Here is a 25,820-nt window from a genome sequence, read left to right as displayed (position 1 = left end):
TCACAGGATACCGGTCAGTCCGCTGCGGGGGATGCCTCCGGCTTTTCCGGTTCCTGGTAATAAAACAGCACCCGGATGTTCTGGTCGTAGTCCCCAAAATGCCGGCCGAAGAGATTCAGCCCCCCAGGGTGCATGGCATCGGCATCGGCTGAGATCCGCAAAGAGAGCCGGTCCTGTCCTGTCAGCCGCTGCAGGATATCGTCAATGGTGACAGACCCAATCCGGATGCCGTCCATGAAGGTGCCCTCGCTGTTCACTGTCAGCGTTTTGAGCAGACCATATTCAGTCCCCAGAGTCCACCAGGCCGGGGTAAAGCGGCCCTTGCGGTCGCCGAAATCCCCGGGGCTGGTCCAGATCCCCAGATCCAGACCGGCCAGGGCGAAGGAGATGTCGGACTTCCAGCTGGAATTGAAACCGGGATGTTCCGAGCACAGCTCCATGCTGATCTCGAGTTCCTCCACCCGCTCCAGGTCCACATCCATGAGCGGAATGGGATATTCGACATAGCCGCTGGTGAACCAGAGCAGCGTGACGGAATACCGGTTGGCCGCACCGAAGTACCGCGGGTCGTCAATGCTGCCGAAGATCCGGTCCTCACCGGCCATGCCGCAGGGAGCCGTGATATCGCAGGTTTCGTAGGCCGAAATCGGGATCTCCACCTCGGTGAAGGACCTGGCGGAGTTGCCGTAGTTGTTGTCGAAAATCACCTGGGCTTCATTCAGCGCCAGGGAGCACAGTTTTTTCAGTCCCCGTTTGCCCGGACGGGTGGTGCTGCGGACAATGCCCGCTTCTTCGAGGGCCTGAACGTGTTTGGTGACCACGGCACTGGAGAGATCCAGCTGTTCTCCCAGTTCCTTGATGGAGGCATCTTTCTGCCGCAGGATCCGAAGGATCTCCAGACGGTTTTTGTTTGCCAGGGCCTGGAAAAACGGCAGAGCGTCTTCTTCAGCCCGCAGGTACAGGATTTCTTTTGTTTCGTGATTCACAGTTCCATCTTTTCCATGCAGGCAGCTGACTGCCGCCTGTCGCGGTTTCATTATAAACCGCCGGCGCCTGCAGGCCGGTACAGGCTATCCGGGTGCAGAAGAGAACGTCACGTGCAATTTCACCCCCTTTGTCTCATGTCCTCTGTAAGCGTTGACATCGGCTTTTTCTGCCGGTTATCATTCTCAATGTATTAATCGATTAGCTAATACGCTAATTAAAAAAAGAGGGAAAGCACCTCCCGCCATACCGATGGCAGGGTGAATGCTCAAACGAATAGAGGAGGACAAGAGAGGATATGGAAAAGAACCTGACGAAATTTTATGAGCGTCTGCAGCACCCCAGACCCCAGATGATCCGGGAAAACTGGATGGATCTCAATGGTCTGTGGGATTTCTGCTTCGACGACGACAATACCGGACTGACAGAGAATGCATTTCTGGCGGAGGACTTCTTCGACCGGCAGATCTGCGTTCCTTATGCCTACCAGACTGCAAAATCCCTGATCGGACTCAACGAAGACCACCCCATTGTGTGGTATCGCCGGCCGCTGCCGGTGACCAGGCAGAACGGGCGCCGGTATCTGCTGCACTTTGAGGCAGTGGACTACGCCTGTGATGTCTTCGTGAATGACCGGCATGTGTTTCATCACGAAGGCGGACACACGCCTTTCACGGTGGATGTGACGGAATACATCAGCGAGAGTTCCACGCTGTATGTGCGTGCAGAGGATTTCAACCGCACGTCCCAGCCCATTGGCAAGCAGAGCTGGAAGCAGGAAAACTTCCTGTGCTGGTATACGAGAACCACAGGCATCTGGCAGCAGGTGTGGCTGGAGGAAACCGGGCAGCAGTATCTGCGTGAGGTCCGGATGATTCCCGATATCGACAATGCCTCGCTGGACCTGGATATGTTTGTGGAAGGAGCCGGGCAGGATACACAGATTTGCGGTTTCGTACGTTTCCGGGGACACCGCATCACGTCTTTTGCCACGGCGGTGAAATCCGGCCGGGCACGGCTGAGCGTGGATGTCTCCAGCGAGGACGCCAACTTCCGGCTGCACTTCTGGAGTCCGGCGGATCCCAATCTGTATGACATCGAGTTCGAAGTTCTGGAACGGGGTGTGCTGATGGATCACGTCAGCAGCTACTTCGGCATGCGGGACATTGCCGTAAAGGGAAACAAAGTGTTCCTGAACAACCAGGAATTCTACCAGCGGCTGGTGCTGGACCAGGGCTACTGGAGCGATGGCGGGATGACCGCCACACCGGAGCAGCTTCTGGCGGATCTGACCAAGATCCGGGAAATGGGCTTCAACGGAGCCCGCAAGCACCAGAAAATCGAGGATGCCAGATACATGTACCTGTGCGATGCCATGGGGCTGGTCATGTGGGCAGAACTGCCGAGTTTCTTCGAGTTTTCCCACATCAGCAGCGAGAATGTCATGAAGGAATTCCATGCCTTTGCGGCCAAGCACATCAACCACCCGTCGGTGATCGCCTACACGCTCATGAACGAGTCCTGGGGCGTCAACGAGATTTACAGGGACAAGGCACAGCAGGCGTTTGTCAACGGCCTGTACTGGATGATGCGGTCCCTGGACCCGAGCCGTCTGGTGATCGGCAATGATGGCTGGGAGCAGACCATGAGCGATATCGTGGCGGTACATGACTACAACTCGGATCCCGAATCCCTGATGGCGTCCTATCCGGATATCGAAACAGCAGCGGCAGGCAGCCCCTCCCGGACCTCCCTGCGGCACTGTTTTGCACAGAACCATGCCTACAGCGGGCAGCCCTTCATGATTTCGGAATTCGGCGGCGTGGCCTATGACACAGGCACCCGCAGCATCGATTCGAGCTGGGGCTACGGCAAGCGTCTGGAAGGTCAGGAAGCCGTGCTGGAGAAAATGGCAGCACTTTGCAGGGCGGTGCATTCCATCGACGGCCTGTGCGGATTCTGCTATACGCAGCTCTCGGATGTGGAGCAGGAAGTCAACGGTCTGCTGGACCACAACCACGAATACAAGTTCGATCCGGAAGCCATCCGGCTCATGATGGCCGGGGATAAGGAGAACGGATTCCTGTTCCTGTAGGCCACAAAACCGGGATACTCCGGTCCATGCCTCTGGCTGCCCGGTGCTTCATGATGGGGCAGCCATCACCAGTCAATGATTCACAAAGCGCGTGCCCCGGCAGCGGAGTGGCGCTTACCGTATATAGAAACAACAACAGAAAGGCAAAGACATGAAAACAAACAATGTACCGGGCAAAGTCAGCCGCAGGGAATACCTGGGCTACTTCTCCTACGGCTTCGGCCAGTGCTTCTCCTATGGCCTGCTGGGCAGCTTCATCCTGTTCTTCTACACTGATATCCTGGGGATCTCGGCCCTGGCGGCTTCCACGATTTTCCTGATTGCCCGTGTATGGGATGCCGTCAACGACCCCATGGTGGCCGGGTTCATGGACACCAGACGGACAAAATCCGGCAAGTTCAAAGGTTACCTGAAGTTTGCACCGCTGTTCGTGGTGATCTCCACGATTCTGTGCTTCTTCTCTCCGGATCTTGCGATTCAGTGGAAGGTGCTGTATGCGGCGATCACCTACATTCTCTGGGGCACGGTATATACCGTCTCCGACATCCCGTTCTGGTCTGTCTCTGCGGTCATCACCAATGACCCCCAGACACGGACCAGCCTTGTGACCGCCGCAAACCTGGGTGTGTTTGCCGGAATTGGCATGGTGGGCTCCCTGGTACCGCTGCTGGTGGGCCTGTTCGGGCAGGAATCCCTGGCTGACGGCTACTTCATGGCGGTGATCCTGATCATGATCGCCGGCTACGCCTTCATGATGTTCGGTGCCACCACGATCCGGGAACGCGTGGAGCCTTCGGCCGGTGAAAAAGTCACGATGAAGGACGTGTTCCGCAACCTGCTGGTGAACCGTCACCTGTTCAAGATGCTGGCGATTTTCTTCCTGAACCTGTTCATGAACATTGTCAACGGCATCATTCTGTATTTCTTCATCTACAACATGGGCAACGAAGGCCTCATGAGCATCTACGGTCTGATGGGCACCTTCGCCGCGCTGGGATTCTTCCTGATTCCCAACCTGACGAAGAAATTCCGCAAGAAAGACCTGCTGGCGGGCATCATTGTCCTGGACATTGTGGTGCGGATCGTGTTCTTCATGACAGGTTATGAAAACGTGCCGATACTGCTTGGGATGCTCATGCTCACACAGCTCTTCCACGCTTCCCTGGGCCCTGTGATGTCCAGCATGATCGCGGAAACCATCGAGTATTCCGAAGTGAAGACCGGACGGCGGTGCGAGGCGATCACATTCTCCGGCCAGACGTTCATGGGCAAGCTCTCGGCTGCCATTGCCGGGTCCCTGACGGGTCTGATCTTGATCGCCATTGGCTATGTGCCGGAAGCCGCAGTGCAGTCTCCCGGGACATTGAACGGCCTGTTCATGGTCGTATCTCTGCTGCCGGTTGCCGGCGGACTGATCCGTCTGGTGATCCTGCGGTACTACACCTACACCGAAGAGGCCTATAAAAAGGACCTGGCTGTGCTCGCCCAACGGCGCAGTGCAGCGGCCCTGGCGGAATAGAACAGAATCCTCTGTCTGACAGACAGGGAAGGGGACTTCCGGACATCCGAAGGGATGCACCGGGGTCCCCTTTTTGCGCTGGTCCGGTGATCCCGGGCAGTTCGCTTCCAGCCGGCTGCGGACACCGGAAAAGAGCCGTTGCTTCCCCGGGCCTGCAGTCTGGCATTGTCCACTGTGCCGCATTCCCGGAAACCCTGACACTTAAGCCGGTGCCAAACATCAACGGGGTTTGATTGAAGAAAGCGCTTGCGGACATTTAAAATCAAGACAGAAAGAACGAGGAGAGAATCATGAAACAGAAACTGCAGACCTTTGGCCGGTTCCTTTCGGGAATGGTCATGCCGAATATCTCCATCTTCATTGCCTGGGGAATCATCACCGCACTGTTCATTCCCACGGGCTGGTGTCCGAATGAAACGCTGAACGCCCTTGTCTCCCCCATGCAGCGGTTTTTGCTGCCGATCCTGATTGCCTATTCCGGGGGCAAAATGGTGTATGGGGACAGGGGAGCCATCATAGGTGCCTGTGCCGCGGCGGGTGTCACCGCCGGGACCGAAACGCCGATGTTCATCGGTGCCATGATCGCCGGCCCTCTGGGTGGCTGGTGCATGAAGAAAGTCGATGCCTTCATCCAGCCGCGCACACCGCAGGGATTCGAGATGCTGTTCACGAACTTCTCCGCCGGCATTCTCGGCGCCGTCCTGGCGGTTCTTGGCTGTCTGGCCATCGAACCTGTGTGCCTGGCGCTCAACAGTGCCCTGGAAGCCGGGGTCTCCTTCCTGGTGAACCACGGACTGCTGTGGCTGACCAGCGTGATCGTGGAACCCGCCAAGGTGCTGTTCCTGAACAACGCCATCAACCACGGCGTGTTCACACCCATGGGCATGAACCAGGTGGCGGAAACCGGGAAGTCCATCTTCTTCCTGATTGAAGCCAACCCCGGACCGGGTCTGGGACTGCTGCTGGCCTACTGCCTGTTCGGAAAGGGCAGCGCAAGGGAATCCGCACCCGGAGCCCTGATCATTGAATTCCTGGGCGGGATCCACGAAATCTACTTCCCGTACGTGCTGATGAATCCCGTCACCATTGTCGGCCTGATCCTGGGCGGCATGACGGGTGTCATCACCAACTCCCTGTTTCACTCCGGGCTGGTGTCCGCCGCAAGCCCCGGATCCTTCCTGGCGATCCTGGGAATGACGGCCCGTGACAGCTATGCGGGTGTGATCCTGTCCATCTTCCTGGCTGCCGGTGTCTCCTTCGGCGTCAACGCAGTCCTGCTGAAGGCCTTCGGGAAGGAAACCGATGTCAAGGCGGCTCAAAAGGAAGTGGCTGCCTCCAAAGCCTCGTCCAAAGGCGGGATCCCGGTTCCTGCACCGGTTCTGTCAGCTGCCGTTTCCCTGCCGAAGCTGGCCTTTGCCTGTGATGCCGGCATGGGATCCTCCGCCATGGGAGCGGCCACGCTGTCGAAGAAGCTGAAGGCAGCAGGAGCCGACGTGAACGTTCCGCATTATGCCATCAATGACCTCCCTGCCGATATGGAAGCGGTGGTGACGCAGGCTTCCCTGGTGGATCGTGTGAAGAAACAGTGTCCGCAGGCGAAACTCTATCCGGTGAACAATTTCATGGGCGGCGCGGAATATGATGCCATTGTGTCGGCCCTGCTGGCGGGTCCCGGCCAGGCCGCAGCGTCTGCACAGCCGGTGACCAGCGGCATCGCCCGGCCGGAGAGAATCGTGTTCGCCTGTGATGCCGGCATGGGATCTTCTGCCATGGGGGCTGCGGCGCTGTCCAAAAAACTGAAGGCTGCCGGTCTGGACATTCCGGTGGAGCATTCCGCCATCAGCGATCTGCCGCGGGATGTGCCATTTGTGGTCACACACGAATCCCTGGCGCAGCGGGCAAGGACACAATGCCCGGCTGCCAGGATCTGCCCCATCACCAGTTTCATGGGCGGCACGGAGTATGATGCGATCGTTTCGGAGCTGATGCACTGACATGAACTTCTCTCCCAGACTGGTCCGGATCTTCCAGATCCTGCTGGAACAGGAGGAGGGTGGCAGGATTTCGGCCGATGACATGGCGGAGCGCATCCGCATCAGCCGGCGGACGCTGTTTCGGGAACTGGAGAGTGCCCGCCGGGTGCTGGAACCCTATGGCGTGCAGCTGAAGACACGTCCGGGACTGGCGCTGGCAGGAAACAGGACGGCCCTGGCAGCCGCCCTGATGAACCAGCCGGTCCAGGTGCTGAACCGGGAAGAGCGGCAGGACCTGCTCCTCTATGAACTGCTCCGGGCAGAAGAGGCACAGAAACTGGTGGTCTACGCCGGCCGCTTCCAGGTCTCGGAAGCCACGATCTCTCATGACCTGGAGGACCTTCGCAGACGGCTGGAGCCGCTGGGGCTCACGATCACCCGGAACGGCGTGGTGCAGGGAAGCGAAGAGGACTGGCGCAAGGCCATGTCCGGACTGGTGCACGAAGGCGTGGAATACAAAACCGTGGACTATCTTGATCCGGATACTGCCATGGAACAGCTGTTCCGGGGGAGTGCCATCCTCTCGCTGCTGGACCAGGACATCCTGAAACGGCTTCTGGCCCTGCTGTCCGCAGGCCGGGACTGCCTGGGCCTCCGCCGGTTCGAGCAGAACAGCTACATCGGTCTGGTGATCCATCTGGTCATTGCCCTGGAACGGATCCGGGCGGGGGAACCATGCCGGGATGCGATGCACGGACTGCCGGAGATGGAAGACAGCCGGCAGGAAGCCCGAACACTGATTTCACTGCTGGAAGCAGAGTTTGCCCTGGAGTTCCCGGATACGGAAGTGGATGCGGTGGCGCTGCACCTGCGGGGCTCCAAGCTGAACAGCGCCGGCAATCACCCGGATGCACACCAGGAGGAGATCCTGGAACTGGCCCGGTGTTTTATCGAAGGGTTTCCGGGGGAACAGCCGGCGCTCCTGGGCACGGACGGGCAGTTCATCCAGGGCCTGGTTTCCCATCTGGAGCCCACGGTGATCCGGCTGAGAAACGGCCTGCCCATATACAACCCGCTGCTGAAAACTCTCCGGGAACAGTATCCGGATCTGTTTGAACGCACAAGGCAGGCGGCTGGCGCCATGGAACGCCGGCTGGGGATGCGGCTCTCGGACGAGGAAATCGGGTTTCTGACCATGCATGCCGGGGCCTGTTTCGAGCGGGCCGGACAGCAGCATGGAAGGCGTGTGAAAGCGGCGGTGGTCTGCGCCAGCGGGATCGGGGTCTCGGCTCTGCTGTGCGCCAGACTGGAGAAAACCTTCGGTGCTCAGATGGACCTGGAGGCCCTGTCAGCCCCGGAGGCAGTCAGCCGCCAGGACGTGGAGCTGTTCCTGACGACCTTCGATGTCCAGGGACTGCCCGCCAGGACGCTGAAGGTGTCGCCGCTTCTGCCGGCTGCGGATCTCAGGCAGATCCAGACAGAGCTGGCGGGTCTGCAGGCAAAACCGGCCAGAGGCGGTGTGCAGGCAGAGAACCTGGAGGATCTGCTGGTACAGGTGGAAGAGACAGCCCGGGCTGTCCGGATGCTGCAGACTGGCATTGTCCGGATCCCGACAGGCACAGTCTATGACCCGGCTGTGCTGATCCATGAAGCAGCCTGTAGCCTGCAGGGAGACACGGAAATCCTGGAGCAGGATCTGTGGCGGCGTGAACAGCTGGGAGCGGTGAGGGCGCCGGAGGAAGGCTTCGCCCTCTTCCATGCCCGGACCGGCGGTACGGCCAGGATCCAGGCAGCCATTCTTCTGCCCGCAGGCGGTCAGTATGACAACGGGCTGCGCGGGGTGCTTGTCACCGTGCTGCCCGCAGACCATACACCTCCCATGCAGCAGCTGCTGGCACAGGTCAATCGTCAGATGGGGCAGGATGCCGGATTCCGCCAGGTGCTCCTGTCCGGACCGGCTCAAGCGGCACGGGAGGCGACGGACCGGCTGCTGGCGGATTTTCTGCGGCACGGCCTGTGATGACAGGCGCAGGCGGGCATCGACAGCCTGGCTTTCATCGGCGACAGCGACTGACAGCGGGCGAAATCCTGCAGAAACACGAAACAGAATGAACAGAAAGCGGAAGGGAAAAAGGAGAACACCATGGCATTTTTCAGGAAGAAAAAACAGAAAGAGGACCCGAAGAACCGGATCCTGGACGTGAAGAACATCCGGACGGGCTGCCGGGCGGCGGACAGCGACGAGGCAATCATGTCGGTCGGCCACATGCTGCTGGATGCGGGATACATTGACGAGGGCTACATCCAGGGCATGCTGAACCGGGACCACAGCCTGACCACATACATCGGGAACGACATTGCGATTCCCCACGGGGAGTATGAAGTGAAGGACTGCGTGAAGCAGACCGGGCTGGCGATCCAGATTTACCCCGAGGGCATTCCCTGGGCCAGCGGACGGGTGCGTGTGGTGATCGGGATCGCCGCCACGACGGATGAACACGTCACGATCCTGCAGAACATTGCCGAGAAACTCGGGGACATGGATGTGGTGGAACAGGTGGTGCAGGGATCCCCGGAATTCATCCATTCTGTCATGACGGGAGACGCCGCATGATCACAACCGTGACGTTCAACCCCGCGGTGGACAAAACCGCACAGGTCGAAACACTGGTGACCGGCGGACTCAACCGCCTGCAGAATGTCCGGCAGGATGCCGGGGGCAAGGGCATTAATGTATCGAAGACTCTGAAAGCCATTGGGGTCCCCTCGCGCGCAACGGGATTCCTGGCAGGCAACGCCGGGCAGTTCATCCGGGAGAGGCTGACGGATCTGGGTATCGCCCATGACTTTGTGGAGATCCGGGGCAACACGCGGACCAACCTCAAGGTGCTGGATGCGGCCATGACGCTGACGGAACTCAACGAAGCGGGGCCGGCCTGCAGTGCGGATGACATCCGGCGTCTGGAGGAAACACTGGCAGCTGCAGAAGGGATCCTGGTGCTGTCGGGCAACGTTGGCCCGGGGGTTCCGGAAGACATTTACCGCCGGCTGACGGAAACCGCGCAGCGCCGGGGGCTGCAGGTGATCCTTGATGCCGATGGCGGGCTCTTCCGGGAGGGAATCCAGGCAGGGCCGGATGTCATCAAGCCCAACCGGTTTGAACTGAGTCAGTATTTCGGCATGCCGGAAGAGACGCTGGATACAGACACAATGATTTCCCTGGCCAGGCAGCTGATGGAAGCCGGCACCCGGCTGGTGGTCATTTCCATGGGGGAGGACGGCAGTCTGTTTGTCACGGCTGACAGGGCACTGGTCCTGCCGGCGCTGAAGATTCCCTTCCAGTCGGCGGTGGGTGCCGGAGATGCGATGGTGGCGGGCCTGGCCTGCAGCCTGGAGCAGGGACTGGACCTGGAACAGACGGCGGTTCTGGCTGTGGCTCTGTCTGCCGGGGCCTGCATGACAGAGGGAACACAGCCGGCGGATGCCGTCACAGTGGAAGACCTGAAGGTGCGGGTCACCTGGGAAGAAGCCTGAAAACAGGCCATGGCTGCAGACAGGCTGGCAGGCTGCAGAGCCGCGGACTGACGGAAAACCGAAAAACCGGCTGTCTTTGATCCGGCCGGTGCGAAAAATACAAGAAAAGAAATACAGAGAACGGGAAGGAAGGGAATGAGCATGAAGACAAGAGCGATTCGCCTGTATGGCGTGGATGACATCCGGCTGGAGGAATTCGAGCTGCCGGAAATCGCAGACGACGAGATCCTGGTCAAGGTGGTCTCGGATTCCATCTGCATGTCCACATGGAAAACCGTGAAGCAGGGAGCAAAGCACAAGCGGGTGCCCGATGATGTGCACGAGAATCCGGTGATCATCGGCCACGAATTTGCGGGGGATATCATCCAGGTCGGCAAAAAGTGGCAGGACCGGTTCCAGCCGGGGCAGAAATTCGCCCAGCAGCCGGCAATTTCCGGACATATGGAATCTCCGGGATACTCCTACCAGTGGTGCGGCGGAGATACAGAATACTGCATTTTTCCCAATGACATCATTGAAGCCGGCTGCCTCTGGACGTATGACGGCGATGCGTATTTCGCCAGTTCCGTGGCGGAGCCGGTGTCCTGCTGCATCGGCGGGTATCACACAAACTACCACACGAAGCCCGGCAGCTATGAACATGTCATGGGGACAAAGGAGGGTGGCAGCATCCTGATTCTCGGCGGCTGCGGCCCCATGGGACTGGGTGCCATTTCCTATGGGCTGACGTTTGAAAACAAGCCAAAGCGCATCGTGGTGACGGAAATCAGCGATGCCAGGATCGCCCGGGCGCGTGAGGTCATCAGCGAAAAAGAAGCCGCCAGACATGGTGTGGAGCTGGTATACGTGAACACGGCATCCCTGGAGGACCCGGAGAAACATCTGATGGATCTCACAGAGGGGAAAGGCTATGACGATGTGTTTGTCTATATCCCCAATGCGGCGGTCTGCGAAATGGGAAACCGGCTGCTGGCTTACGACGGGTGCATGAACCTGTTTGCCGGACCGACAAATGCGGAGTTTTCCGCAACGGTGAATCTCTATGACAGCCACTATTCGCGCACCAAGATCATCGGCTCCACGGGCGGGACGATCGACGACATGAAGGAAGCCATCGAAAAGAACGCGGATGGCCGCATTGAGTCGGCAGTGATGATCACGCATGTGGGCGGTCTGGATTCGGCGGTGGAGGTCACGAAAGATCTCCCGAATGTGCCAGGGGGAAAGAAACTGGTATACACGCACATAAACATGCCTATGACGGCCATTGAAGATCTGGACAGTCTTGCAGACAAAGATCCCTTTTTCCTGGAACTGGACAAAGTCTGCCGGGAAAACCGCGGACTGTGGTCGGCAAAAGCAGAACGGATGCTGCTGGAACATTTTGCCGAAACAGCTGCATGGTGTCGTGCCTGCGGTCCGGGCAGATCCCGGCCGCTGACGCGCGTATACACGTATGTTCGAATCTCGAGAATACCTGCGCAAAAGGGACAGCGGATATCTGCTGTCCCTTTGTCGGTGTGCCGGGCATGGTGCACTTCTAGCTGGTGAGAGTCCAGCCTCAACTTATCTGCCGGTAAGAGTAGAGAAACGCAAGCGGACCTATGACTGTAAGGGGGTTCGTGAAAGAAGCGTGTATCAAAGTTCCGAACCTACGAACAGAAATCGGATATAAGGCTGTGGCGGCGGGAGAGGGCGCCGATGTGTCTTAACCCAACAGGCAGACGTAGCCAAAGCAGTAAATCAGGAGGTCATGGAACGAAAGAAGTGCACCTTACCCCGGGAGGCCCTGTGGACATTCCCCATCTGTACTTCGTGAATCAGCCAAGAGGTGAGGTTCAAAGGCAGAGCAGAATGGTCGAAAACGGTTTGTCACAGGGAGTCAGCCAAGGTCGTAGTAGTGTGGATAGCTTCTGTAATGGAAGAAGGAGCGAAGGACCGAACATGTCTATAGAGTTTCGGCTATATGACAACAGGACACCATTCCAGAAAGATCCTGTCCAAAGCAGAAGGGAACGTAACCCGGAAGCGGCGGACACAAAAAGGAATCAGGGAACAGGTGTCCGGTCTGAAAAGGATAGTAAGGAAACCGCAAGTATGCCGAGAATGATCGAGAGGATCGCACATCCCGCCAATCTGGAAACAGCCTGCAGGAAGGTGAAAGCCAACAAAGGCAGTGCCGGAGTTGATGGGATGGGGGTGGAAGAACTGTCCGAATACATGGAGGCTCACAAGGAGGAGATCAGTAATGGTCTGCTGAAAGGGACCTATAAGCCCCAGCCTGCAAGAAGGGTCTATATCCCCAAACCAAACGGGAAGAAAAGGCCCCTGGGCATCCCTACAGTCGTTGACAGGGTGATCCAGCAGGCAGTGAGTCAGCAGCTGTCGCAAGTCTATGAGCCTGTATTCAGCGAATACAGCTATGGATTCCGACCGGACAGGAGTGCCCAGCAGGCGGTCCTGCAAGCCATGGTCTACCTGAACGAAGGATATGACTGGATCGTGGATCTGGACATAGAGAAGTTCTTTGACCGGGTGAATCAGGACAAGCTGATCTCCATCATCCGGGAACAGATGAATGAATCCGAAGTACTGGGACTCATTCGGAAATTCCTGAAAGCAGGAGTGATGGAGAATGGCGTGAAGCAGAAAACAGAGGAAGGAACGCCTCAGGGTGGCCCGCTGTCCCCGCTTCTGGCCAATATCTATCTGGACAAGTTCGACAAGGAGCTTGAAAAGAGAGGACTGCGATTCGTGAGGTATGCGGATGACTGCATCATCTTCACGAAGAGCGAAAAGGCGGCACACCGTGTGATGGCCAGTGTGATCAGCTGGCTGAAGCGGAAGCTGTTCCTGACAGCCAGCGCCGAGAAAACCAGAGTAGTGAGACCAACCAAAGGAAAGTTCCTCGGGTTCACATTCTGGAAGGGCAGCGATGGATGGAAGTGCAGGCCGCATGATGACAGCAAGAAACGCCTGAAGGAGAAGATCAGGAGCGTGACTGTCCGCAGAAAAGCGGCGGCCATACCGCTGGCGGTCACATTCACGAGGATCAACCAGATCATGCGGGGGTGGATCAACTACTACCGAATCGGTGCGATGAGTATGTGGCTGAAGGAAACATTTGGCCCATGGATGAGGCACCGGGTGAGGGTAGTGATCCTGAAGCAGTGGAAGCGCAGGGGAACGATCTTCACCAACCTGTGGAAGCTCAATGGACGGATCAGCCACCCATTTCCCAAGTCATATGTCTTTGCGCAGAGCATGACGCACTGTGGCTGGTACAGACTGGGAAACAACGAAGTGGTGAACATGATCCTGAACCCGCATATTCTCTCGTTGAAAAGAAAGGATCGGCCTGGACTGGTCGATCCCTGGAAATACTACTCTTGTGCATAAGTGTTATGTAGACATGAACCGCCGTATACGGATCCGTACGTACGGTGGTGTGAGAGGGAGGGGCAGAACTAACCTGTCTCTCCCTACTCTATTGTGTCTGCAGGGCCGTGCCCTTTGCGAGTGGCAGTCTGCACACACCGGCTCTGCTGGTGGAAGACAGGAAAAGACAAACCTTTTATAATGGATGCATGGACAAATATGAAGGAAAAACGGAATCCGGACGAAGCCGGTGGATGGCGCTGACTGCGCTTGTTCTTGTGATTGCCATTGTGGTGGTTTATGTTCTCAGCTGGTAACGCAAATCCGCCACTGGCAGCAAAATGCCTGCGGTGGGCCGTCTGTCTGCTGCTGATCCAGAGTCTGCTGCTACTGGTCTTCCCGAACATGCTGGTCTCCGCCCTGCTTCTGGCAGCGACGATGATCCTCATGATCCTGGCCGCGTGGTTTGACAGGCAGTATATCCTGTGGCTGCCGCTTGCGGCTCTGATCAGCGAAATCCAGCTGTTTTACCTGACAGCCAGTGGTGCCCTGCTGATTTTCTATTACATTCTGCTCATCGTGAACCTGGTGTTCCTGTTTGCGGGAAAGAAAACAGCCGGCACCACCCAGCTGTATGATGCGGCCTTTGCCGGCAAGCTGTGTCTGCTTCCCCTGGAATGCATCCACATCTACCTCACGGCAGATACAGGGGTACCGGTGTTTCTGGGTATTGCCTATACCATGCTGCTGATCACCAGTGCCTATGACATGGCGGGCATGTACCGCAGCATTGAGTCTTCGAATCTTACGCCGAAGCTGTTCCTGATCCGGACGGTGCTGCTGCTGATCCCGGTCTGTGATGTGGTCACCAGCTTTCTCATGGCACGGAACAGAAGAAGGGAGCGCCAACTGCAATGAAAACCGAACACTTTTCCCTGACCTCCCGGCAGGATGGCCTGCCGCTGGACGTCTTGCTGACCCTCCCGGATGATCCCGGGACGCTGTCAGGCATCGTGCAGATCTCCCATGGCATGTGCGAGCACAAGGAGCGGTATCTGCCGTTCATGGAGTTTCTCGCCGCACGGGGCTATGGGGCGGTGATCCATGACCACCGGGGACACGGACAGCAGGCGCTGGAGTCCGGCACCCTGGGATTTTTCGGGGACGAAGACGGAGAGGCCATTGTCGAAGACCTCCATCAGGTCACCTGCGGCATCCGGGCCCGGTTCAGGGATGTGCCCGTCACGCTGCTGGGGCATTCCATGGGATCGCTCGTGGCCCGCAAGTATCTGAAGACCCATGACGACCAGATCTCGGCGCTGATTCTCTCCGGGGCCCCCTGGAACAATCCGGGTGCACAGGCGGGACTGGTGCTGGCCAGGACCCTGGCGAAAGTCAGGGGCGGCCGCCACCGCTCGCGGTTCATACACGAACTGGCGGATGGGGCCTTTGGCCGCAAATTCGGCGGCAATGCCTGGCTTTCGGCCAATGAAGAGAATGTGCAGGCGTTCAACGACCATCCCCTGGACGGGTTCCATTTCACGCTCAACGGGTACATGAACCTGTTCAGCCTCGTGCGGGATGTCTACAGTCCGAAGGGCTGGCAGATGAAACACCCGGATCTGCCGGTGTTCTTCATAGCCGGCGAGGATGACCCGGTCATCGGATCCCGTCAGAAATGGATCGCCGAACAGGATTTTCTGCGCACCCTGGGCTACCAGGATGTGCGTGGGACACTGTATCCGGCTATGCGGCATGAGATATTGCTGGAGAAAGAGGCCCGGGTGGTCATGAATGACATACTGACGTTTCTGGTAACATCCAGAGACCCGGAAACTGACGTATAATCAATAGAGCAGGACAGGCAGCGTTCACAGCAGAGGCCTGTCATACAGGAGGTAGTATGAAACAGCTGATCAATGAGGATATTGTTTATATCGGGGCAGACGATCCCAACCTCGATCTGTTTGAATCCCAGTACACCGTTCCCAATGGTGTGGCCTACAACTCGTATGTGGTGAAGGGCAAAGACAAGACCGTAATCATGGATACCATAGATGCCAGAAAGACCGGTGAATGGCTTGCAAAGATGGAAGAGGCACTGGATGGCAGGACGCCGGATTACCTGGTTGTTTCCCACCTGGAGCCCGACCATGCGGCGAACATCGGTCTGCTGGCAGAGAAGTATCCGGACATGAAGATCGTGGGCAATGCCACGACATTCCGGATGCTGCCCAATTACTTCACCATTGACGACCTGGAAGACCGCAAGGTGGAAGTGAAGGAAGGCGATGAACTGGATCTGGGCGGCAAACACCTGAAGTTTGTGTTCGCTCCCATGGTGCACTGGCCGGAGGTCATGATGACCTATGTTCCCGAAGACAAAGTGCTGTTCTCTGCAGACGGGTTCGGCAAGTTCGGGACCCTGGACATCCAGGATGAGTGGGAACCGGAAGCGGCCCGCTACTATTTCAATATCGTGGGCAAATATGGCCCCCAGGTGCAGGGAGTGCTGAAGAAAGCCGCCACGCTGGACATCGAGACGATCTGTCCGCTGCATGGCCCGGTCCTGAAGGAGGACCTGGGCAAGTACATCGGTCTGTATGACAAGTGGAGCCGGTACGAACCGGATCAGGATGCGATCCTGATTGCCTGCGCCTGCGCGTATGGCGGAACCTTCAAGGCGTGCGAATACCTGAAGGATGTCCTGGAAAACATGGGACAGAATGTCATCCTGCGGGACCTGACACGGCAGGATGTGCACCAGGTGATGGCGGAAGCCTTCCGCTGCCCGAAGACCGTGCTGGCCAGCTCCACCTACAATATGGGCATGTTCCCGGCCATGGAGCGCCTGCTGAACACCCTGAAGCACAAGGCATGGCAGAAGCGCACGGTTGCCATTGTGGAAAACGGATCCTGGAGCCCGGCTGCCGCGAAGGCCATCAAGGCAGAACTGGCGGAGATGAAGGACATCACGGTGATTGAACCCGTGGTGACGATCAAAGGCCGCATGAAGGAGGAAGACAAGGCAAAGCTGCAGGCTCTGGCTGAGCAGCTGGTTAAGGCTTGACTCCCTCAAAGTGGCTGCCGCAGATGCTGACGGCCAACGGCATGAATGAACAGGATCTGGAGAAGGCTTTGCAGCTGGAGCCCGGATCCATCCGGGAGCTGATGGACAAAGACGAAGCCACCGGTACGGTCTGGGATGCGGCGCTGACATGGTTCAATGACCTGCCGTCGCTGTCCTATCCGGCTGCAAATATCCTGGACGATATCCGGGACTGCATTCAGGCTGCAGGTCCCGATGCAGGCTGTGAAGTCTATTACGGCGTGAATGCCGGCAACCTGATCTTTACGGGTCTGCGGGTCACGGATACCGGCGCCTATTACGGGTCCGACACAGATTCCCCGCTGCTTGCCACCATGCACCTGACGCTGAAGGAGGCGCAGACGCTGTTTTTCAAGCAGAACTGCACGCTGCAGGCAGACTGAATCCGGACAAAAAGGGGCTGTAACAGTAAGGCCGGTTTTACGGTCTGCAGGCTGATTACAGCCCCTTTTCTCTGAACAGGATGCGGTATGTGGCCGTCCCTGTCTTCCCTGAAAAAAATCATTTGCCCGGACCTACCGACAGAAGGGACAGCTGTGTGCATGACAGTCACATCCTGTGTCACATTGCATTATACTGTAATCGGGCAATCCGATAGAGGGGCAGTGCTGCACCCGGACTCTTCACGCGTTCATGCTGCATGACAGACGGGAGGTTCTTATCGGAATGAGACCAGCGAAGACCGGCCGGAGCTTCTCCATCCACAGAAGCGACGGACGGTTTTCTTTCTTCTTGCAAAAAAACCTGACTGCCTGTCCTGAAACGGGGCCCGCTCCGGAGAGGATCTGCATGGTCGATGCGTTCTGCGGATCTGGCCTGTGGCTATACTTCAGCCGTACACAAAAAGCCATCGTCTTTTCCCGGACCTGCACAGTGATGCAGGCGGGAAGAGCCGATGGCTTTTTCCTGTTTCTTTTTGTACAGTTCAGGACCGGAAATCTGCTCCCCCGGTGCCTGAAACCGTTTCTAAAGCTGCAGCACGATGCCCGCCACCGTGCAAAGCGAGATCAGCACAATGGGATGCAGCTTTTTGAAGTACAGGACAAAGGCGCCTGCAGCCACAAACACCGCCACCCGGATCCAGTCGAGACCGGATCCCGGCATCAGCGCCGCCTGAAGCACCGAAATCCCGGTCGCCGCAATCAGTCCCGTCACCGCCGGCCGCAGTCCCGAGAACACATCGTTCACCCAGTGATTGGTGCGGAACTTCTGCAGGAACTTCGCAATGATGCAGATGATGATCACCGACGGCATCACCAGTCCGATGGTCGTGGTCACCGCCCCCAGAATGTGGCCGCCTGTGACATGGTAGCCCACATAAGTGGCCATGTTCACACCGATGGGACCCGGGGTGGACTCGCTGACAGCAATCATGTTCATGAGATCCGATGTGCTGAACCAGTGATATTTGTTCATCATCTCCTGCAGGAACGGAATCGTCGCCAGGCCTCCGCCGACGGCAAACAACCCGGTCTTGAAGAATTCGAAGAACAGTGTCAGCAGCAGTTTCCAGCTCATGACTGCACTCCCTTCCGGGTGATATGCAGCTGCCACAGCACCCCGGCTGCTGCTGCCAGCATCACGATGACGATCGTCGGCACAGACGTAAATCCAGCGATGGCAAACGCCGCCAGGGCAACGATCCAGCCGAAACCGTTTGTGATCCCGGCTTTTCCCATTTTGTAGACCGCCTGCACGATCAGCACCGCCACTGCAATGCGGATCCCGCCCAGGGCATGCTGCACGAGAGGAATCGAGGCAAAGCTGGACAACAGCGCCGCAATGACCAGAATGATCACCAGACTCGGGAAAATCACACCCAGGGTTGCGGCGATGCACCCGGGGATGCCCTTGCGGTAATAGCCCACGAAACTGGCGGTGTTCACCGCAATGACCCCCGGCGTGCACTGCCCCACTGCGAAGTAGTCCAGGATGTCGTCATCCGTCGCCCAGTGTTTTTTGCTCACCACCTCGGCCTGGATCATCGGCAGCATGGCATACCCTCCGCCGAAGGTGAAGGCGCCGATTTTGGCGAACGTCCAGAACAGTTCCCAGTAAATCATGGATGCACCCTTACAGCAGGATGCTGCCGAAGTATCCCACCAGGCTTGTCAACACCAGCAGCACTGCCCCATAGGGCAGCACCTTTTTCAGCAGCTCCGAATCTCTGCCCGTGCGGCCGACGGCTGACAGGGCAATGGCAATGCTTTGCGGGGACAGCATCTTGCCCACGCCGACACCCAGCATGTTGAGGCCCACGACCCAGAACGGATCCATGTTCAGGGCAGTTGCGGCATCCATCTGCACCTGGCCGAAGAGCAGGCCGGAGCTCGTGCCAGATCCCGTGACAAAGCAGCCCAGGCACCCGAGCCACGGAGCGAAGATGGTATAGAAGGAACCGGTGACAGCAATGCAGAACGCTGCGATGTCCCCAATCATGCCGGAATAGGACATGATCTTGGCGGTGGCCAGCACGCTGCACATGGTGATGATTGTCGGGGTCATCTGTTTGACAGTGGCCACAAACACGGACCGGAAGTCCTCCCAGGATGCGTGCTGGATCAGACCGCCGACTATGGCCGACAGAAAGATCCATACACCGGGGGTGTTGATCCAGACAAAGCTGATGGTGTTGGGATCTGCACCGGTGTAGACCGACACGGCGGAGGAGAACTGCGCCAGCCAGCTGTTGACCGGGGCCACGAGCTTGGAAGTGCCCAGCAGCAGGATGAAAATCATGATGAACGGACTCCAGGCACGCAGCGCCTTGTCCAGCGTCAGGCTTTTCTCCGTCTTCACTTCCATTTCATACTCCGGCGGTGTCTTCTTTTTCATGGCCAGCACAATCGTAACGGCCATGGAACACACCGCTCCGACCACCACAGCCAGGTCCGCCCCGACAAACCAGGACACGATCAGCTGCGGGATCACAAAGCAGACACCGGACATCAGGGTGATGAATCCGATCCCCTTCAGGGACTTCATGCCCTTTCCGCCGGCGAGCATCATCATGATGAAGGGCACGGCCAGCATGAAGGGTGCACACTGGAGGCTTTCCACGAAGGACAGGTGGGTGTTTTCCAGTCCCACCAGGTTGGCAAGTGTCGTGGTCGGAATGCCGATGGAGCCCCAGGGCGTGGGGAATCCGTTGGCAAGCAGGCAGACAAGACACGAAAAAATGGGGTCGAATCCCATGGCGGCGAGCATGCCCGCAGGAATGGCAATGGCGGTGCCGAATCCGGCCATGCCTTCCATGAAGCCGCCAAAGCACCAGGCAATGAGAAGCACCAGCAGGCGCCTGTCACTGGTCACGGACGCGAGCATTCCCTTGATGGTTTCCATGGCACCGGTCTTTACACATAAGTTATAGGTAAAGACCGCGGCAATGATCACCACCACGATGGGCCAGAGGGCCATCATGATGCCCTCCAGGGCGGCGGATCCGGTATCCAGCGCCGGAAGCTTCCAGACCAGCATGGCTTCGATTGCCGCCAGCAGGGCCGAACCCACGGCCGCTTTCCAGGTGGGCCATTTCAGCACGAGCAGGGCGAGGATGAGCCAGAGAATGGGGCAGAGCCCCAGCACAAACAGCAGTCCAGTATTCATGTTTTCACTCTCCTGTATCTGCAGGCAGACGCCTGCACTTTCAGAGTATCAGATTTCCAAAGCCCCGGCGCATTGCTATACCGGGGCTTTGGATTTTTTTTTGAAAGGATTTGTATGGGGGGGTCTGTTGCGGTATCATTGTGGTACGAAGTAGCGCATTGTGTCAGGAAGTGGGGGTGATGGCACGTGTTCATGGGGGAATTCGCGCACAACATCGATCGTAAGGGGCGATTGATCATGCCCGCGAAGTTCCGTGAAGACCTTGGAGAGACCGTCGTGGTGAACCGTGGACTGGATGGCTGCTTGTATGTCTATACGATGGCCCAGTGGCAGGTCGTATATGAGAAACTGAAAACTTTGCCCTCAACGAACAAGGACGCCCGCATGTATCAGCGGATGATGCTGTCCAAAGCCGCCGAATGCGACCTGGACGGACAGGGAAGAATTCTGATTCCCGCCGGCCTGGTTCAGCTTGCCGGTCTGGAGAAGGAGTGCGTCATCATTGGCGTCGCCAATCATATCGAGATCTGGGCAAAAGACCGCTGGGAGAAAGTGGAAGATGTGGAAGAGGCTTCCTTCGAGGAAGCGGCCGAGCGTCTTTCAGGCCTGATGGAAATGTGATATGGAGCATAAAAGTGTTTTACTGGATGAGACAATCGATCTGCTCGATGTGAAGCCGGACGGCATATACGTGGACTGCACGCTGGGACGAGGGGGTCACAGCAGCGAGATCCTGCGCCGTCTGAAAACGGGGCATCTCTATGCCTTCGACATGGATCAGAAAGCAATCGACGAGAGTACACCGCGTCTTGAAGCGATCAGTGACAGATTTACGTGCATTCATGCCCCCTTTGACGAACTGGATTCCGTGCTGGATTCTTTCGGCGTCGGGAAAGTGGACGGCATCCTGATGGATCTCGGGGTGTCGAGCCCGCAGTTTGATGACGGGGCCCGCGGGTTTTCCTACCGGGAAGATGCACGTCTGGATATGCGCATGGACCAGGACCAGGCACTTTCCGCCTGGGATGTGGTCAATGCCTATACACAAGAGGACCTGACCAGGATCCTGAAACTCTACGGCGAGGAACCCTTTGCGGGAGAAATCGCCGCCGCCATTGTGCGGGCACGCCAAACCGCGCCGGTGGACACGACGTTTCAGCTGACGGATGTCATCCGCCAGGCATTGCCGCAGGCTGTTCTGCGAAAGAAGGGCCATCCGGCAAAACGGACATTTCAGGCGATCCGGATCGAAGTCAACCGGGAACTGGCACAGCTGGAGAGTGTCCTGCAGCAGGGACTTGACCGGCTGAAGCCCGGTGGCCGCATGGCTGTCATCACGTTCCACTCACTCGAAGACCGTCTGGTGAAAAACGCCTTCAAAGAAGCGGCCGTACCGCCAAGGACCGACCGCAGACTGCCGCAGACAGGGGAAGAAAAACGGCAATATCGACTGCTTACACGCAAACCGGTCACTGCAGACCTGCAGGAGCTGCAGGACAACAACCGGGCGCACAGTGCAAAATTAAGGGGAATAGAAAGAAATGGCGAGGAATCGGAGTAAGGGAATCAAAAAAAGACGCTCTGGGATCAGAGGCGTCTGCACATTTGTTTTCGGGTTTTCTGTAGTATTCTACGGAGGTGCGAAGGTCGGACTGAATTCATATAATATTACGCTTCAGCAAAAGGAGCAGAGTCTGGCCAGTGAAATCGCCCGGAAGAAAAGCGAAGTGGAGGACCTGCAGGCGCAGGTGCACAGCATGCAGGACAAGGGCCGCGTGCTGAGCATGCTGGGGGAACAGGTGCAGGACAACTCCGGCAATATTTACGTGATCGGCGACTCCGGTCAGTAGGCACTGTACCGCCTGCAGCTGTCCAGGACAGCTGCACTGCACAACTGAAACATTGAAAAGGAGCATGTGATGGACGTCAGACGGACCAACAAAAAACTCTTTCGCATGATCCTGGCGATGGGGACCGCCGGAACATTAGTGACTGCTAATGTTCTTTTCACTATGGGGACACACAGACACATCTGGAGTCAGGAAGACGTGCTGACCGGCAAGCTGGCTTCCTCCATTGTGGACACCACCGTGGAGGCCAGACGCGGGCAGATCCTGGACCGCAGCTCCACGGTGATTGCCCAGGAAGTGAAGGCATATACCCTGGTGGCGTATCTGGACGATTCCGTCAGGGATGCCAAGGGGAATCCCGATTATGTCCAGGATGCGAAGGAAACCGCAAAGAAACTGGCCGAAGTGCTGGAGGGCGTGGACGAAAAACAGATAGCCACCATCCTGGAGAAGGCCATGAAACGCGGCCAGGTCCAGACGGAACTGGGCACCGGCACAAAGCGCCTGACCAAAGACGTGATGGAGAAGATCGAGGCGGCGGACATTCCGGGGATCGGGTTCGTGGACACCACCAACCGGAACTATCCCACGACGCCGTATTCCTCCAATCTGGTGGGGTTTGCGGCCTTCGATGAAGACGAACAGGCCATACAGGGAAAAATGGGACTGGAGCTGTCCATGGAGGAATACCTGTCCGGAACAGACGGGCGTATGAAGTACCAGCAGGCGGTGGACGGCACGATCCTGCCGGGGACCACGCAGGTCTACCAGGAAGCGATTGATGGAAAGAACGTGTATCTGACCATTGACTCGAACCTGCAGTCCATTGTGGAGGCCCAGCTGGCAAAGACCATGCAGGACAACAATGCACAGGCCGCCTGGGCACTGGTCATGGAACCGGAGACCGGAAAGGTCCTGGCCTGGGGGTCCTATCCCACATATGACCAGAACACCCACCAGGAAATCCCGTCGTTTCTGGACAACGTGGCGGACAAGAACGTCGAAGTGGGGTCTGTCATGAAGCCCTTCACGTATGCGGTGGCGATCGATACCGGCGTCTACAACGGAGAGACCACATTCCGGGCCGGCACATTCACCTATACCCAGGATCCTTCCACGGGCAAAATCATCCGTGTGCCCAACGGCACACAGACCGACTTCAAACCCATCAGCGATGCTCTGGGCAACGACTTCGGCGAGATCACCTTTGACAAAGGCCTCTGGGTCTCCTCCAATGTCGGGATCTGCGAACTGCTGGCCAACTACATCAACTACAACCAGTATGTCGAGTATCTGGACAGGTTCGGGTTCTTCAAGGCCACGGAGATTCCCTTTGTCACCGAAGCCACGGGTGTCAAAAACGTGGACACCGCTGCCGACTATCTCTCCACGGGATTCGGTCAGGGGTCGTCCATCAGCCTGCTGCAGCTGTGCCAGGCCTATACGGCGATTTTCAATGACGGCAAAATGATGCGGCCCTATGTGGTGGAATCCATTCAGGATCCGGATACCGGAACGCCACTGAAGGAATATGAACCCGAGGTGGTGGGAGAACCCATATCCGCGGAGACTGCCCGCAAGGTGGTGGACATCATGAAGGGTGTCACCCAGGACGGGAACTCCGGTGAGCGGTTCCGGATCGACGGGGTGGACATGGCTTTGAAAACCGGTACCGGCGAGCTGTATAACGAACAGACCGGGGAATACGACAAGACCAACTATACTTCTAGTGTCATCGCGGCGATGCCGGCGGATGATCCCAAGATCATGGTGTACTGGGGAATGGTGAGCAGCAACATTACGGGTTATTCAGCTGAGCCGTTTCAGGAAATCGTGAAGGCAGCGCTGATCGCCAACGGTGTCTCCGGAGCGAATGCAGTCCAGCCGCAGAACCCGGAGCAGGAAGAAGACAGCTGGGACACCTATGAGATGCCGAGTCTGGTGAATCACTCCCGGGCCTGGATGGACCAGGAGCTGGCGGGAAAGAAGCTCAATGTCACAGTGCTGGGGGATGGCCAGAGTGTGGTGAATCAGTATCCCGGTGCGGGGTCGAAAATCAACTCCAATTCCCGGGTCCTGGTCATGACGGATTCCGCGTCGCTGACGATGCCGGACATGAGCGGATGGACCCGCAAGGATGTCACGGCGTTCTGGGCACTGACGGGAATCGGGGTGCAGACTTCGGGTTATGGCAAGGTGCAGGCCCAGAACATTGAACCCGGTACGCCGATTGACGGAAGCAGCGACATTCAGGTCACGATGGAGTAACAGACCTGACGTTCGTCAGGTGCAGTGTGACATCTGTTGCAGGGGAGCGCTTACATGCACTTCGCAATCAGGGCCGGATATCGGGCGGTCATGGAGACTTTCAAACAGACAGGCATATGTTGTACTATAAACATCGTATGCCTGCTTTTTTTTGGGAATTGCAGGACATCGATTGTATAATGAAGAACAGGAATGAAGGAGGGGCCGAATGTCGAAAAAACGTGTATATGCAGCGCTTGAGCTGGCGGATGGCGAAGTAAGACTGGCGGTCATGGAAGTCTATGAAGGCCGGGCAAATGTCCTTCGCATTGAGCGGGCGCCGGCAGCCGGGCTTTCCGGAACGACAATCACGGACGAAGCCAGTGTCGTGGCGTCCATACGCCAGGCGCTGACTGCTGCACAGGCGGCGCTGGGCTACAGGATCGAGCGCGTTGTGCTGCTTGTCCCCAGTGTAAACGTGAAGGATTCGTCTCAGAAAATCAGGGTGGGCATCGAAGACGGCACAAAAACCGTACGGCTGTTCCACATCCAGCAGGGGCTGACCAGGGCACAGCAGCTGCGCCGGGATGATGATGCGGTGTTTGTGAATGCCAACCGCATCCAGTATGAAGTGAACGGGGAAACCTCATCGAAGCTGCCCCTGTCCGAACAGTGCGAGGAATTCGTCATGGATGTCGATTTGCTGTATGCCGACAAGGACACCGTGTATGCCTATGCCCGGGCAGTGGAGCAGGCCAATCTGGAGATACTGGATCTGGTGCTGGACTCCTACGCGGCGGCACAGGAAACAGCGGCACTGGCACAGAGCAGCGAGCGTCCGGTGATCCAGGTGCAGCTGGAGGCAAACCACACCCTGCTGACGTATTTCCAGGACGGACGGCTGCGTTCCAGCTTCGATCTGGACAAGGGATATATGTGGTTCATGGAACCGCTGAGAAAAAAATACCGCCTGGGCCGGGAAGTCACGTTCCGGCTGCTGCAGAACTGCTTCTCCACGGATATGCAGGACAGCAGTGTCATTATTTATATTGAACAGAAGGAAGACCAGCGCGTGGAGATCACGGCCGGGGAGCTCGCCAAAACCGTGGTGCCCAGGATCCGGGAATGGATCGCAGGGATCAACGAAGCCTGTGCCCCAATCGTGAACCGGGGCAAGGTCAAGTACATCGTAACGGGCAAGGGAAGCAACATACCGGTCCTGAAGGAACTGGAACCGGCGTTTAACGCGCCGGCCAGAGTGTATGTGGAAACGAGTGTCGGTGCCCGTGACGGCGCCTTTGTGTCCCTGCTGGGCAGTGTCTATGCCCTGATGGACATCAACCGGATCCGGCACGATGACCGGATTTCCGTGAACAACAACGAACTAGAGGCCAGCATTGATCAGATCAATGCCCGGAGCCACCATGGAGACGGGGGATTCACGCGGAAGATGAAGAGCGTGGTCCTGACGGATGAAGGATAAAACAGACAGGTGCAGGCCGGTCTGACAGAAACGGATGCAGAA

General features: G+C 57.6%; 21 protein-coding genes. 17 read left to right on the top strand and 4 right to left on the bottom strand.

The annotated features are described in order from the left end of the window. Positions 1-14: 14 nt before the first annotated feature. On the bottom strand, positions 15-1,037 hold the full coding sequence (locus aalo17_RS09325) for an ArsR/SmtB family transcription factor (protein WP_067558639.1): 1,023 nt from the start codon (positions 1,035-1,037) through the stop codon (positions 15-17). A gap of 245 nt (positions 1,038-1,282) precedes the next feature. Here aalo17_RS09325 and aalo17_RS09320 point away from each other — a divergent pair, with 245 nt between their 5' ends. The 12 genes from aalo17_RS09320 (at position 1,283) to aalo17_RS09260 (ending at position 16,975) form a co-directional block, all read left to right on the top strand. Next, entirely contained in the window at positions 1,283-3,079 is a 1,797-nt protein-coding gene (locus aalo17_RS09320) for a glycoside hydrolase family 2 (protein ID WP_067558636.1), read from the top strand. 151 nt (positions 3,080-3,230) lie between these two features. Next, entirely contained in the window at positions 3,231-4,598 is a 1,368-nt protein-coding gene (locus tag aalo17_RS09315) for a glycoside-pentoside-hexuronide (GPH):cation symporter (RefSeq protein WP_067558632.1), read from the top strand. A gap of 290 nt (positions 4,599-4,888) precedes the next feature. Next, positions 4,889-6,592: a PTS mannitol transporter subunit IIBC gene (locus aalo17_RS09310; RefSeq protein ID WP_067558629.1), complete on the top strand. Its 1,704-nt coding sequence runs from the start codon at positions 4,889-4,891 to the stop codon at positions 6,590-6,592. Position 6,593: 1 nt separating this feature from the next. Continuing rightward, complete coding sequence (locus aalo17_RS09305) at positions 6,594-8,591, top strand: BglG family transcription antiterminator (protein WP_067558626.1); 1,998 nt, start codon at positions 6,594-6,596, stop codon at positions 8,589-8,591. Between the two features lie 123 nt (positions 8,592-8,714). Further along, complete coding sequence (locus tag aalo17_RS09300) at positions 8,715-9,185, top strand: PTS mannitol transporter subunit IIA (protein WP_067558624.1); 471 nt, start codon at positions 8,715-8,717, stop codon at positions 9,183-9,185. Continuing rightward, positions 9,182-10,105 (top strand): 1-phosphofructokinase, encoded by a 924-nt coding sequence (gene pfkB / locus aalo17_RS09295; protein ID WP_067558621.1) that lies wholly within the window; start codon positions 9,182-9,184, stop codon positions 10,103-10,105. Before aalo17_RS09300 ends, pfkB begins: the two co-directional genes overlap by 4 nt. A gap of 141 nt (positions 10,106-10,246) precedes the next feature. After that, positions 10,247-11,656 carry a zinc-binding dehydrogenase gene (locus aalo17_RS09290; protein WP_082743456.1) on the top strand — a complete coding sequence of 470 codons (1,410 nt, stop codon included), beginning with the start codon at positions 10,247-10,249 and terminating at the stop codon, positions 11,654-11,656. Positions 11,657-12,202: 546 nt separating this feature from the next. Then, entirely contained in the window at positions 12,203-13,504 is a 1,302-nt protein-coding gene (gene ltrA, locus aalo17_RS09285) for a group II intron reverse transcriptase/maturase (protein WP_067558620.1), read from the top strand. A gap of 279 nt (positions 13,505-13,783) precedes the next feature. Further along, entirely contained in the window at positions 13,784-14,401 is a 618-nt protein-coding gene (locus aalo17_RS09275; protein ID WP_067558616.1) for a hypothetical protein, read from the top strand. Beyond that, positions 14,398-15,330, top strand: a complete 933-nt coding sequence (locus aalo17_RS09270; protein WP_067558614.1) for an alpha/beta fold hydrolase — start codon at positions 14,398-14,400, stop codon at positions 15,328-15,330. Before aalo17_RS09275 ends, aalo17_RS09270 begins: the two co-directional genes overlap by 4 nt. A gap of 56 nt (positions 15,331-15,386) precedes the next feature. Next, positions 15,387-16,553 carry an FprA family A-type flavoprotein gene (locus aalo17_RS09265; RefSeq protein ID WP_067558611.1) on the top strand — a complete coding sequence of 389 codons (1,167 nt, stop codon included), beginning with the start codon at positions 15,387-15,389 and terminating at the stop codon, positions 16,551-16,553. Between the two features lie 23 nt (positions 16,554-16,576). After that, on the top strand, positions 16,577-16,975 hold the full coding sequence (locus tag aalo17_RS09260) for a hypothetical protein (RefSeq protein WP_067558610.1): 399 nt from the start codon (positions 16,577-16,579) through the stop codon (positions 16,973-16,975). 583 nt (positions 16,976-17,558) lie between these two features. On the opposite strand, the gene aalo17_RS09250 is transcribed toward aalo17_RS09260, so the two are convergent. From aalo17_RS09250 to aalo17_RS09240, 3 genes are read right to left on the bottom strand one after another with little or no spacing between them, the layout of a single operon-like run. Continuing rightward, positions 17,559-18,110 carry a chromate transporter gene (locus aalo17_RS09250; RefSeq protein WP_067558605.1) on the bottom strand — a complete coding sequence of 184 codons (552 nt, stop codon included), beginning with the start codon at positions 18,108-18,110 and terminating at the stop codon, positions 17,559-17,561. Continuing rightward, positions 18,107-18,655: a chromate transporter gene (locus aalo17_RS09245; RefSeq protein WP_067558602.1), complete on the bottom strand. Its 549-nt coding sequence runs from the start codon at positions 18,653-18,655 to the stop codon at positions 18,107-18,109. The genes aalo17_RS09250 and aalo17_RS09245 overlap by 4 nt, the downstream gene beginning before the upstream one ends. Positions 18,656-18,665: 10 nt before the next feature. Then, positions 18,666-20,198 carry an L-lactate permease gene (locus aalo17_RS09240; RefSeq protein WP_067558599.1) on the bottom strand — a complete coding sequence of 511 codons (1,533 nt, stop codon included), beginning with the start codon at positions 20,196-20,198 and terminating at the stop codon, positions 18,666-18,668. 192 nt (positions 20,199-20,390) lie between these two features. Between aalo17_RS09240 and mraZ the strand changes: the two genes are divergently transcribed. From mraZ to aalo17_RS09215, 5 genes are all read left to right on the top strand, one after another. Next, positions 20,391-20,819, top strand: coding sequence for a division/cell wall cluster transcriptional repressor MraZ (mraZ, locus tag aalo17_RS09235; RefSeq protein ID WP_423782590.1), 429 nt, complete (start codon positions 20,391-20,393; stop codon positions 20,817-20,819). A 1-nt stretch (position 20,820) separates the two neighbouring features. Next, positions 20,821-21,759, top strand: a complete 939-nt coding sequence (rsmH, locus tag aalo17_RS09230) for a 16S rRNA (cytosine(1402)-N(4))-methyltransferase RsmH (protein WP_067558594.1) — start codon at positions 20,821-20,823, stop codon at positions 21,757-21,759. Continuing rightward, positions 21,740-22,048 (top strand): hypothetical protein, encoded by a 309-nt coding sequence (locus aalo17_RS09225; protein ID WP_067558592.1) that lies wholly within the window; start codon positions 21,740-21,742, stop codon positions 22,046-22,048. The genes rsmH and aalo17_RS09225 overlap by 20 nt, the downstream gene beginning before the upstream one ends. 162 nt (positions 22,049-22,210) lie before the next feature. Next, positions 22,211-24,316: a penicillin-binding protein gene (locus aalo17_RS09220; protein WP_236940468.1), complete on the top strand. Its 2,106-nt coding sequence runs from the start codon at positions 22,211-22,213 to the stop codon at positions 24,314-24,316. A gap of 208 nt (positions 24,317-24,524) precedes the next feature. Further along, positions 24,525-25,778, top strand: a complete 1,254-nt coding sequence (locus aalo17_RS09215) for an acetate and sugar kinases/Hsc70/actin family protein (protein ID WP_067558587.1) — start codon at positions 24,525-24,527, stop codon at positions 25,776-25,778. The last annotated feature ends 42 nt before the right edge of the window (positions 25,779-25,820 follow it).

The sequence above is a fragment of the Faecalibaculum rodentium genome (genome assembly GCF_001564455.1).
GTDB lineage: Bacteria > Bacillota_I > Bacilli_A > Erysipelotrichales > Erysipelotrichaceae > Faecalibaculum > Faecalibaculum rodentium.
The sequence above is the reverse complement of the archived record's forward strand: the minus strand, read 5'-3'. Positions and strand labels throughout refer to the sequence as shown.

What these genes read in the sequence shown, in the direction of transcription:
- aalo17_RS09250 (WP_067558605.1), bottom strand. Translation starts at nt 18,110, where the DNA reads ATGAGCTGGAAACTGCTGCTGACACTGTTCTTCGAATTCTTCAAGACC.
- aalo17_RS09320 (WP_067558636.1), top strand. Translation starts at nt 1,283, where the DNA reads ATGGAAAAGAACCTGACGAAATTTTATGAGCGTCTGCAGCACCCCAGA.
- mraZ (WP_423782590.1), top strand. Translation starts at nt 20,391, where the DNA reads ATGGGGGAATTCGCGCACAACATCGATCGTAAGGGGCGATTGATCATG.
- aalo17_RS09300 (WP_067558624.1), top strand. Translation starts at nt 8,715, where the DNA reads ATGGCATTTTTCAGGAAGAAAAAACAGAAAGAGGACCCGAAGAACCGG.
- aalo17_RS09245 (WP_067558602.1), bottom strand. Translation starts at nt 18,655, where the DNA reads ATGATTTACTGGGAACTGTTCTGGACGTTCGCCAAAATCGGCGCCTTC.
- aalo17_RS09290 (WP_082743456.1), top strand. Translation starts at nt 10,247, where the DNA reads ATGAAGACAAGAGCGATTCGCCTGTATGGCGTGGATGACATCCGGCTG.
- aalo17_RS09305 (WP_067558626.1), top strand. Translation starts at nt 6,594, where the DNA reads ATGAACTTCTCTCCCAGACTGGTCCGGATCTTCCAGATCCTGCTGGAA.
- aalo17_RS09275 (WP_067558616.1), top strand. Translation starts at nt 13,784, where the DNA reads ATGTTCTCAGCTGGTAACGCAAATCCGCCACTGGCAGCAAAATGCCTG.
- aalo17_RS09310 (WP_067558629.1), top strand. Translation starts at nt 4,889, where the DNA reads ATGAAACAGAAACTGCAGACCTTTGGCCGGTTCCTTTCGGGAATGGTC.
- aalo17_RS09265 (WP_067558611.1), top strand. Translation starts at nt 15,387, where the DNA reads ATGAAACAGCTGATCAATGAGGATATTGTTTATATCGGGGCAGACGAT.
- ltrA (WP_067558620.1), top strand. Translation starts at nt 12,203, where the DNA reads ATGCCGAGAATGATCGAGAGGATCGCACATCCCGCCAATCTGGAAACA.
- aalo17_RS09270 (WP_067558614.1), top strand. Translation starts at nt 14,398, where the DNA reads ATGAAAACCGAACACTTTTCCCTGACCTCCCGGCAGGATGGCCTGCCG.
- aalo17_RS09315 (WP_067558632.1), top strand. Translation starts at nt 3,231, where the DNA reads ATGAAAACAAACAATGTACCGGGCAAAGTCAGCCGCAGGGAATACCTG.
- pfkB (WP_067558621.1), top strand. Translation starts at nt 9,182, where the DNA reads ATGATCACAACCGTGACGTTCAACCCCGCGGTGGACAAAACCGCACAG.
- aalo17_RS09225 (WP_067558592.1), top strand. Translation starts at nt 21,740, where the DNA reads ATGGCGAGGAATCGGAGTAAGGGAATCAAAAAAAGACGCTCTGGGATC.
- aalo17_RS09325 (WP_067558639.1), bottom strand. Translation starts at nt 1,037, where the DNA reads ATGAAACCGCGACAGGCGGCAGTCAGCTGCCTGCATGGAAAAGATGGA.
- rsmH (WP_067558594.1), top strand. Translation starts at nt 20,821, where the DNA reads ATGGAGCATAAAAGTGTTTTACTGGATGAGACAATCGATCTGCTCGAT.
- aalo17_RS09240 (WP_067558599.1), bottom strand. Translation starts at nt 20,198, where the DNA reads ATGAATACTGGACTGCTGTTTGTGCTGGGGCTCTGCCCCATTCTCTGG.
- aalo17_RS09260 (WP_067558610.1), top strand. Translation starts at nt 16,577, where the DNA reads ATGCTGACGGCCAACGGCATGAATGAACAGGATCTGGAGAAGGCTTTG.
- aalo17_RS09220 (WP_236940468.1), top strand. Translation starts at nt 22,211, where the DNA reads ATGGGGACACACAGACACATCTGGAGTCAGGAAGACGTGCTGACCGGC.
- aalo17_RS09215 (WP_067558587.1), top strand. Translation starts at nt 24,525, where the DNA reads ATGTCGAAAAAACGTGTATATGCAGCGCTTGAGCTGGCGGATGGCGAA.